Origin of the sequence: Streptomyces niphimycinicus, assembly GCF_018883605.1 — a bacterium.
In the GTDB taxonomy this organism is placed as follows: Bacteria; Actinomycetota; Actinomycetes; order Streptomycetales; family Streptomycetaceae; genus Streptomyces; species Streptomyces niphimycinicus.
In genome coordinates, this window is the sequence record NZ_JAHLEM010000540.1 from 1 (window position 1) to 8,941 (window position 8,941).

Annotated in this window: 10 protein-coding genes and 1 pseudogene; 8 read left to right on the forward strand and 3 right to left on the reverse strand. The window is 70.4% G+C overall.

From position 1 onward, the window contains the following. Nucleotides 1-197: 197 nt before the first annotated feature. Nucleotides 198-1,193, reverse strand: coding sequence for a DNA polymerase III subunit delta (holA, locus tag KN815_RS35485; RefSeq protein ID WP_216345958.1), 996 nt, complete (start codon nt 1,191-1,193; stop codon nt 198-200). A 54-nt stretch (nt 1,194-1,247) separates the two neighbouring features. Between holA and KN815_RS35490 the strand changes: the two genes are divergently transcribed. From KN815_RS35490 to KN815_RS51930, 3 genes and pseudogenes are all read left to right on the forward strand, one after another. Then, nucleotides 1,248-1,526 (forward strand): hypothetical protein, encoded by a 279-nt coding sequence (locus KN815_RS35490; protein ID WP_372458571.1) that lies wholly within the window; start codon nt 1,248-1,250, stop codon nt 1,524-1,526. A gap of 109 nt (nt 1,527-1,635) precedes the next feature. Beyond that, entirely contained in the window at nt 1,636-2,178 is a 543-nt protein-coding gene (locus tag KN815_RS35495) for an MOSC domain-containing protein (RefSeq protein ID WP_216345959.1), read from the forward strand. Nucleotides 2,179-2,280: 102 nt separating this feature from the next. After that, nucleotides 2,281-2,612, forward strand: a pseudogene (locus KN815_RS51930) (ChbG/HpnK family deacetylase). Between the two features lie 203 nt (nt 2,613-2,815). Here KN815_RS51930 and KN815_RS35505 read toward each other — a convergent pair. After that, nucleotides 2,816-3,520: a type 1 glutamine amidotransferase domain-containing protein gene (locus KN815_RS35505; protein ID WP_216345960.1), complete on the reverse strand. Its 705-nt coding sequence runs from the start codon at nt 3,518-3,520 to the stop codon at nt 2,816-2,818. A gap of 182 nt (nt 3,521-3,702) precedes the next feature. Between KN815_RS35505 and KN815_RS35510 the strand changes: the two genes are divergently transcribed. The 5 genes from KN815_RS35510 to KN815_RS35530 all read left to right on the forward strand — a co-directional run bounded on the left by KN815_RS35510 (nt 3,703) and on the right by KN815_RS35530 (nt 7,832). Then, entirely contained in the window at nt 3,703-4,233 is a 531-nt protein-coding gene (locus KN815_RS35510; RefSeq protein WP_216345961.1) for a GNAT family N-acetyltransferase, read from the forward strand. A 238-nt stretch (nt 4,234-4,471) separates the two neighbouring features. Beyond that, a complete protein-coding gene (locus KN815_RS35515) occupies nt 4,472-5,002 on the forward strand; it encodes a toxin-antitoxin system HicB family antitoxin (protein WP_216345962.1) in 531 nt (176 codons plus the stop codon). Nucleotides 5,003-5,125: 123 nt separating this feature from the next. Then, nucleotides 5,126-5,983 carry a DUF4097 family beta strand repeat-containing protein gene (locus KN815_RS35520; protein ID WP_216345963.1) on the forward strand — a complete coding sequence of 286 codons (858 nt, stop codon included), beginning with the start codon at nt 5,126-5,128 and terminating at the stop codon, nt 5,981-5,983. An 80-nt stretch (nt 5,984-6,063) separates the two neighbouring features. After that, complete coding sequence (locus KN815_RS35525) at nt 6,064-7,053, forward strand: ATP-binding cassette domain-containing protein (RefSeq protein WP_216345964.1); 990 nt, start codon at nt 6,064-6,066, stop codon at nt 7,051-7,053. Further along, nucleotides 7,050-7,832 carry an ABC transporter permease gene (locus KN815_RS35530; protein ID WP_216345965.1) on the forward strand — a complete coding sequence of 261 codons (783 nt, stop codon included), beginning with the start codon at nt 7,050-7,052 and terminating at the stop codon, nt 7,830-7,832. The genes KN815_RS35525 and KN815_RS35530 overlap by 4 nt, the downstream gene beginning before the upstream one ends. 73 nt (nt 7,833-7,905) lie before the next feature. Here KN815_RS35530 and KN815_RS35535 read toward each other — a convergent pair. After that, the coding region (locus tag KN815_RS35535) for a ComEC/Rec2 family competence protein (protein WP_216345966.1) at nt 7,906-8,941 on the reverse strand (1,036 nt) is incomplete at its 5' end.

The window sequence follows — 8,941 nt, forward strand, 5'->3', positions numbered from 1 at the left end:
AGTCGACCTGGTCGCAGTATGTGTCGTCCTCGTCCAGCGGCTCGGCCAAGACGCCCGAGGAAGCCACCGAGCTGCTGAAGAAGAGCGCCAAGACGACGCTGGAGAAGATGAAGGAGTGACTCGCGGGGCCGCTCCCGGGCCGCCGCTCGACGGGGCCTAGGGCTCCGCCGCTCGACGGGGCCTAGCTCGACGGGGCCTTAGGGCTGGCCTCGGCCCGCCCGGGCGGCGCGGACGATCGTGACGACCGCCTTCTCCAGGGCGTACGCCGGATCGTCTCCGCCGCCCTTGACCCCCGCGTCGGCCTCGGCGACGGCGCGCAGCGCGACCGCCACTCCATCCGCCGACCAGCCGCGCATCTGCTGCCGCACCCGGTCTATCTTCCACGGCGGCATGCCCAGCTCACGGGCGAGATCGCCGGGGCGGGCGTTGCGCGGCGCGGAGGCCAGCTTGCCGATCGCGCGGACGCCCTGGGCCAGGGCGCTGGTGATCAGCACCGGCGGCACCCCGGTGGAGACGGCCCAGCGCAGCGCCTCCAGCGCCTCGGCCGCCCGGCCCTCGACGGCGCGGTCGGCGACGGTGAAGCTGGACGCCTCGGCGCGGCCGGTGTAGTAGCGGGCGACGATGGCCTCGTCGATCGTGCCCTCGACATCGGCCACGAGCTGGGAGACCGCGCTGGCCAGCTCGCGCAGATCGCTTCCGATGGCGTCGACCAGGGCCTGGCACGCCTCGGGGGTGGCCGACCGGCCGGTGGCGCGGAACTCCGAGCGCACGAACGCCAGTCGGTCGGCGGGCTTGGTCATCTTGGGGCAGGCGACCTCGCGCGCCCCGGCCTTACGGGCGGCATCGAGCAGCCCCTTGCCCTTGGCCGCGCCCGCGTGCAGCAGAACGAGCGTGATCTCCTCGGCGGGGGCGCCGAGATAGCCCTTCACGTCCTTGATCGTGTCGGCCGACAGATCCTGTGCGCTACGCACCACGACCACCTTGCGCTCGGCGAAGAGCGAGGGGCTGGTGAGCTCGGCGAGGGTGCCGGGCTGGAGCGCGTCGGGCGTCAGGTCACGCACATCGGTGTCGGGGTCGGCCGCGCGGGCAGCCGCCACCACCTGCTGCACGGCGCGGTCGAGCAGCAGCTCCTCCTGGCCCACGGCGAGCGTCACGGGGGCGAGCGGATCGTCGGTCGTCGTCTTCCTGGCCATCGCGGTCCAGCATCCCACGGACCACCGACAACCCGGCCGCGTGCCGCCGTCCGGATGTCCGACAATGTTCCGGTGATCGATGAAGGACTGACCGGCATCCGGCACATCCTGGTGCTGCCCGACCGCGACGCCGCGGAGGAGGTGGCCGAGGCGCTGCCGGAGCGCTTCGGCGTCTCCCAGGAGCCCCAGTTGGTGCGGGACGCGCTGGCGGGCGAGGACGACGCCGAGGACGCCCAGTGGCTGGTGGTGATCGAGGACCCGGCCAGGGCTCTGGACCCGGCGGCGCTGGACGCGTTCGCGGACGAGTACGACGGCTGGCTGGAGGCCGAATAGTCTGGCGCCCGGTCAAGGGCATGGCTCATCGTGGTCACTGAAGATGGTCGCTAAGGGTGGTCACTGAAGGTGGACGCTGAAGGTGGACGCTGAAGAGGGGGCTCCAAGGATGAGTGGGACTGTGACGGCAGTCAGCAGCAACGGCGAGTACTCGTTCACCAAGCCGAACCGGGACGGCATCACACTGCTCGCCGGCCTCGGTGTCGAGGGCGACATACACGCCGGCGTGACCGTCAAGCACCGCTCACGCGTCGCCCAGGACCCCACCCAGCCGAATCTGCGCCAGGTCCACCTCATCCATGAAGAGCTCTTCGCCGAGGTCGGTGCCGAGGGATTCAAGGTTTTGCCCGGCGACCTCGGCGAGAACATCACCACCCGTGGCATCGATCTGCTCGGCCTGCCGGTCGGCACGCTGCTGCGCATCGGCGATGCCGCGGTGCTGGAGGTGACCGGGCTCCGCAATCCCTGTCTACAGATCGACGCCTTCCAGAGCGGGCTCCTGAAGCGGGTCGTCGGCCGCGATGAGGCCGGGAACATCGTGCGCAAGGCCGGAATCATGAGCATCGTGAAGGAAGGCGGCACGGTGTGCCCGGGCGACACGATCACAGCGGAGCTCCCCACCGGCCCCCATCGCCCCCTGGACCGGGTCTGACGGCTTCCCGGCATGGAGGAGACCACCGCCCTACTGGGGCCCGCCCTACTGGGACATCCGCCCGATGCGCGGCTGCTGATCGTCAACTGCGATGACTTCGGCATGTATCCGGCGATCAACGCCGCGGTGATCGAGTCGATCGAAGAGGGCATCGCCAGTTCATGCAGTCTGATGGTCCCGTGCCCCGCGGCACCGCGGCCATGGAGCTGCTCGGCCGACGGCCGCGGATCCCGTTCGGAATCCATCTCACCCTGGTGTGCGAGATGCCCGACTACCGGTGGGGGCCGATGGCCGCCAGGGAACGAGTTCCCTCACTGCTGGACGCCGAGGGTGAACTGTTCCCGCCGACGCCCGCCGGACGGGCGGCCCTGCTCGGCCGGGCCCGGCTCGATGAGATCGAATGCGAGTCGCGATCTGCCTGCCGGGCTCAATGAATGGGCGGTGCACCCGAGTGTGGGAAACCAGGATTCGCAGGCCATCGACGATGGCTGGCGCGTGCGCCGGACGGACTACGAGTTCCTGATATCGCCGCAGGCCCGTGAAGTTCTCCAGCAGGAGGGCATAACCGTGCTGGACTACCGGACGATCCAGCGTGTCTGGAGCATGGCTTTGGCACCGGAGAGGCCCGCTACGACCTTCATTCCTCCTGCGCCAGGGCCTTGACGAGTTCTTTCGCGAGCGGACCCGAGGAAGCCGGATTCTGCCCGGTGAAGAGATTGCGGTCCACGACCGTGTAGGGCTCCCAGGCGGGACCCCGCGAATACTGGGTGGGCAGCGTCTTCAGCTCGTCCTCCAGCAGCCACTTGGCTTTGTCGGCGAGACCGACCCCGGCCTCCTCCTCATTGCAGAAACCCGTCAGACGGTAGTCGGCGAAGGGTGTGTCGCCGTTCGCGTCACGGGTGGCGAGGAGCGCGGCGGGGGCGTGGCAGACAATGGCGAGCGGATTGCCGGAAGCGAGTGCCTTCCGCAGCAGTTCCCCGGAGTCCGGGTCGACCGAGAGGTCCTGCATCGGGCCGTGGCCTCCGGGGTAGTAGATCGCGTCATAGTCCTCGAGGCGCACGTCCGTCAGGGAGATCGGATGCCGCAGCTCATCCGCCGACTCGATGACGGCCTCCTCCTTGAGGGCGTTCTCCTCGCCGCCCGCCATGCGTGGTTCCAGACTCATCGTGTCGACAACCGGGACCACCCCATTCGGAGTTGCCACGGTGACTTCGTGTCCGGCGCCGGTGAATACGCTGTAGGGCGCCACGAACTCCTCGGCCCAGTACCCGGTGGGGTGCCGGTGTCCGTCTTTCAGGGTCCAATAGCTCGCGCCGGTCAGCACGCACAGGATCTTGGCCATGGGACGCTCCTTTGAAACCGTTGCCCTGGAAAGGGACTGCGTCCGGGATTGAACATATGCAGCAAGTGTGGGCAGGCGCACTGGGGGCTGCAACTCGGCTGTAGTTGGCGCAGAGCCGTCGCGACTCACCGGCGCGGACGCCAAGCGGCGGTGACCGGCCCGGCAGTGCCTAAGCTTTCGCCGTGGACGACACAACACCTGGTATATGCGTCAGACCGGGCGGTCTGGCCGACGCACCGGCCATCCTGGACATGCTCGACTCCGCGGTGGCCTGGATGAACGCTCGGGGCAACACCGAGCAGTGGGGCACGACGCCGTATTCGCAGAAGACGGGCGGGGCGGCGCGGGTCGAGCGGTACACGACCGAGAATGCCCCGTATATCGCGGAGTTGGGCGGAACGCCCGTCGGAGCCATCGTGCTGGACTCCGGGCCCAGCCCACAGATGCCGATCGCACCGGCCGGGGAACCCGAGCGGTACGTCCGGCTGCTGGTCTCCGACCGACAACGCGCCGGTCTCGGCATCGGGGCGGCGCTGCTGGCACATGCCGTCGAGGAGACCCGGCGGGCCGGGGTGGGGCTGCTGCGGGTCGACTGCTGGGCGGGCGGCGGGGGCGAACTGGTCGCGTTCTACGAGCGCAACGGTTTCACCGCCACCGACCCTTTCATGTCCGGATCCTGGCCCGGACAGGTGCTGGCCCGGCGGGTCGACTGACGGCACGGGCAGGCGGGGCACGGCAGGGCAGGGCAGGGCAGGGCGCCACAGTGGCATCACATGGCACCACCTGGCGCCATTAGCGGCACCAGAGCCTCCGAGGCCCCGCGTGGCACCGCATTGACACAATCCGACGTCAGCACATTTCCGCAGGTCAGAGCGGGTCGATGCACCCCGGGCCACGATCGCCACCCTTATCGCCTTGCACATGGCGCCATCGTGGTGCCACTATGGCGTCATGGACCTCACGCCGTATGTCGACAACCTCCGCCGTGAACTCGCGGTGGCCGCCGAAGCCGGCGGCGAAGAAGCCCGCGAGCTGGCCGACCGGCTCACCGCTCCCCTGGAGTCGGCGACCCGGCTGACGATGCTCAATGTGCTCTCCGCCGCGATGGACGAGATCACCCGTGAACTCGCCCCCGGCTCGGTCGACGTACGGCTGCGCGGGCTCGACCCCGACTTCGTGGTGACACGGCCTGCGGGCGGCGAGGCGTACGAGGACAAGAGCGGGCCCGCCGAGCCGCTCAAGGCACCGGCCCCGGCACCCGCCGACGGCGACGACGGCGGCACCGCCCGCGTCAATCTGCGGCTGCCCGCCCATCTCAAGGCGCGCGCCGAGGAGGCCGCGAACCGCGAGGGCCTGTCGGTCAACGCGTGGCTGGTACGAGCCGTGTCGGCCGCGGTCGACGGCGGCGCCCCGCCACGTACGACGGAGCAGCCGCGCACCACCCGCACCGTCGGACAGAGCTTCACGGGCTGGGTGCGCTGACCGCGCACCGCCTACGCCACTTCACGCACCCCACTTCACGCACCCCACTTCACGCACCCCACTCCACCCACACCACGTCCCACCAGCGGGGACGCCACGACGACCCAAGAGGACGGGACAGCCATGCCTTCTTTCGACGCTCCTTTTGACACCCCCGGACCGATCTCGGTCACCGCCCATGTGGAGGCCGGATCCATCCGGTTCATCACCGCCGACCGGCTCGACACCGTCGTCGATGTGCTGCCCCGCGACCCGAAGAAGGACCAGGACGTACGGGCGGCCGACCAGACCGAAGTGCGTTACGCCAGCGGCCTGTTGACCATCAGGACACCCAAGCAGCGCTATCTCATCGGGCGCACCGGAACCGTCGATGTGACGGTCGAACTGCCCACCGGCTCGCAGGTGGAGATGACCGGCGCCTGGGCCCAGGTGCACGGCGAGGGGCGGCTCGGCGAGGTCCGGGTGAAGACCTCGTCGGGCGATGTCCGCCTCGACACCACCGGTCCGCTGCATCTGATCGCCTCCCACGGCACCATCACCGTGGACCGCGTCGAGGGACCCGCCGAGATCACCACCAGCTCGGGCAGCCTGCGCGTCGGTGCCATCGACGGCTCGGCCGTCCTGAAGAACTCCCATGGCACCACGACCGTCGGCGACGCCCTGGGCGATCTGCGGGTGAGCGGCGCCAATGGCGACATCTTCATCGAGCACGCCGAAGGCTCGGTCACCGCCACCACCGCGCATGGCGCCGTCCGTCTCGATGAGGTCGCGCGCGGCACCGTCCAGTTGGAGACCTCCTACGGCGCCATCGATGTCGGCATCCGCGAGGGCACGGCGGCCTGGCTCGACGTCAGCTCGAGCGCCGGGCAGGTGATCAACGCGCTCTCCGCGTCCGAGAGCCCGGACAAGTCCGAGGACACCGCCGAGGTCAGGGCCCGTACCCGCTTCGGCAACATCAACATCCGCCGCGCCCGAGCCTGACCGCTCCATCTCCCGACAGCCAAGATCACTTCATCGCTCACCGCGCCTTCGAAGGGGAGGGCCCTATGCCTTCATCTGTCATGCCCACGCCCAGGCAGGTCGGCGGCCAGCAGCCGCCCGCCGTCTCCACCGCGGATCTGCGCAAGTCGTACGGCGCCAAGACCGTCCTCGACGGCATCGATCTGCGCATCCCGTCCGGCTCCGTGTTCGCGCTGCTCGGGCCGAACGGTGCCGGGAAGACCACCACCGTGCAGATCCTGTCCACGCTGATCGCGGCCGACGGCGGCCAGGCCCAGGTCGCGGGCCACGACGTCGCCACCGCACCGGAGGGGGTACGCGCCGCGATCGGCGTCACCGGGCAGTTCGCCGCACTCGACGACCTGCTCACCGCCGAGGAGAACGTGCTCCTCATGGCCGACCTGCTGCGCCTGGGCAAGCGCGAAGGGCGCAGGCGGGCCAAGGAGCTGCTGGAGCGGTTCGACATCGCGGACGTCGCGCACAAGCGCGCCGCGCTCTTCTCCGGCGGCATGCGGCGCCGGCTCGACCTCGCCATGACGCTGGTCGGCGACCCGCAGGTGATCTTCCTCGACGAGCCGACGACCGGGCTGGACCCGCGCAGCCGCCGCACCATGTGGGAGACCGTGCGCTCGCTGGTCGCCGGTGGTGTCACCGTTTTCCTCACCACCCAATACCTCGAAGAAGCCGACCAGTTGGCGGACCGGATCGCCGTGCTCGACGGCGGCCGGATCGTCGCCGAGGGCACCGCCGACGAACTCAAGGCACAGATCCCCGGCAGCCATGTGCGCCTGCGGTTCACCGACCCCGACGAGTACGAGCGCGCGGCCGCCGCCTTCCCCGACGCGGTCCGGGACGATGAGCAGCTCGCCCTGCGCGTCGCGGGCGACGGCGATCTCGACGCGCTGCGCGCCCTGTTCGACCGGCTCGACGCCACCGGTATCCGCGCCGCCGACTTCTCCGTGCACACCCCCGACCTCGACGACGTGTTCCTCGCCCTGACCGGCGACGGCAGCACCGACCCCGCGCTCCACGCGAAGGAGACCCTGCGATGAGCACCCTCACCTACGTCGTGCACGACTCGATGACGATGCTGCGGCGCAATATCAAGCACGCGCTGCGCTATCCGGCCGTGTCGCTGGGCGCCTCCATGATGCCCATCATGATGCTGCTGCTGTTCGTGTACGCCTTCGGCAACTCGATCGGCTCCGGCATGGGCGGCGGCCGGGACGCGTATCTGAACTATCTGACGCCCGGCATCATGATCATGGGGGTGGCCGGCGGCTCGATGTCGACCTCGATCGCGGTCTGCTCCGACATGACCGAGGGCATCATCAACCGCTTCCGCACCATGAACATCACCCGCTCGTCGTTCATGACGGGCCATGTCATCGGCAGCGTCCTCACGACGATGGTGAGCCTCGTCCTGGTGGTGGGCGTCGCACTCGCCATCGGCTTCCGGCCGAACGCCAATCCGCTGGAGTGGCTGGCCGCCGCCGGTCTCCTCACGGCCATCGCGTTCGCCGTGACATGGCTGTCGTGCGCGCTCGGCCTGATCTCCAAGACAGTGGAGTCCGCGAGCAACAAGCCGCTGCTGGTCCAGTTCCTCCCGTTCCTCGGCTCCGCCTTCGTACCGGCCGAGTCCATGTCCCCGGGGCTGCGCTGGTTCGCCGAGCACCAGCCGTTCACTCCGATGACCGAGACCCTGCGCGGTCTGCTCTCCGGCTCGGAGATCGGCAACGACGGCTGGCTCTCGCTCGCCTGGTGCGCCGGTATCGCCCTGGTCGGCTACGTCTGGTCGCGCTCGCTCTTCAACAGCAACACCAAGCGCTGAGCACCGGAACACACCCGGGCGGGGTGCCCACTCACCGGCAGGGAGTGAGCACCCCGCCCAGATGTGTCCGCGCTCAGGGCCCACCGTGGCCTCCGAGCACCGCGCGCAGCCCCGGGTCTCGTATCACCGCGATCGGACCGTCGGTGTCGGTCCGCAGCACGGCGGCTCCCTGGGCACGCAGGGCGGCGATGGTACGGGGCGACGGATGGCCGTAGGGGTTGTCGGCGCCGCAGGAGATCAGGGCGAGGCGGGGTCTGAGACGGCGGAGCAGGTGCGAGTCCTGGTAGGCCGAGCCGTGGTGGGCCACCTTGAGGACATCGACCTCGGGGAGGGTGGGGTGCGCCGTCCGCAGGGCCTGCTGGGCCGGGGGCTCCAGGTCGCCCAGGAGGAGCAGGGTCAGGCCCGCCGTGCGGACGAGGAGGGTGACGCTCGCGTCGTTCGGCCCCTCGGCCCCGGCCGGGGCGGGCGGCGGCGCGGGCCACAGGACCTCCCAGGACAGCGGGCCCAAGCGCCGCCGCTCCCCCGGCACCGCCGCGACTACCGGGATATGCGCCGACCGGGCCCTGCGCCGCACGAACTCGGCCTGGCCGGGCGGCTCTTCCAGACCCGTCGTCTCGATGGCGCCGACCGCGCGCCCCCGTAACGCACCGGTCAGCCCGGCCACATGGTCGGCATGGAAGTGGGTCAGGACCAGCAGCGGAATCCGGACGACGCCCAGCGAACGCAGACAGCGGTCGACGGCCCGCGGCTCGGGCCCGGTGTCCACGACGACGGCCGTACCGGGCCCCGCGGCCAGGACGAGGGCATCGCCCTGGCCGACATCGCACGCCACCATCCGCCAACCGGGCGGTGGCCAGCCGGTGATGATCCGGGCCAGGGGTGCCGGGCGTACGACGGCCAGCAGCACCAGCAGGGCGCACGCCGCGCACAGCAGACGGTGGCGCAGCAGCCGGCGGCCGACGAGGACGACGGCCAGGGTGACAACGGCCAGCAGCAGCGCGCCGGTCCAGCCGTCCGGCCAGTCCGCCTCGGCCCCGGGCAGCGCCGCGCCGGTACGGGCCACCTGGGCGATCCACCCGGCGGGCCAGCCCGCCGGCCAGGCGATCCAC

Coding starts and splice junctions, on each gene's coding strand:
- holA (WP_216345958.1), bottom strand. CDS start 1,193: ATGGCCAGGAAGACGACGACCGACGATCCGCTCGCCCCCGTGACGCTC.
- KN815_RS35490 (WP_372458571.1), top strand. CDS start 1,248: ATGTCCGACAATGTTCCGGTGATCGATGAAGGACTGACCGGCATCCGG.
- KN815_RS35495 (WP_216345959.1), top strand. CDS start 1,636: ATGAGTGGGACTGTGACGGCAGTCAGCAGCAACGGCGAGTACTCGTTC.
- KN815_RS35505 (WP_216345960.1), bottom strand. CDS start 3,520: ATGGCCAAGATCCTGTGCGTGCTGACCGGCGCGAGCTATTGGACCCTG.
- KN815_RS35515 (WP_216345962.1), top strand. CDS start 4,472: ATGGACCTCACGCCGTATGTCGACAACCTCCGCCGTGAACTCGCGGTG.
- KN815_RS35520 (WP_216345963.1), top strand. CDS start 5,126: ATGCCTTCTTTCGACGCTCCTTTTGACACCCCCGGACCGATCTCGGTC.
- KN815_RS35525 (WP_216345964.1), top strand. CDS start 6,064: ATGCCCACGCCCAGGCAGGTCGGCGGCCAGCAGCCGCCCGCCGTCTCC.
- KN815_RS35530 (WP_216345965.1), top strand. CDS start 7,050: ATGAGCACCCTCACCTACGTCGTGCACGACTCGATGACGATGCTGCGG.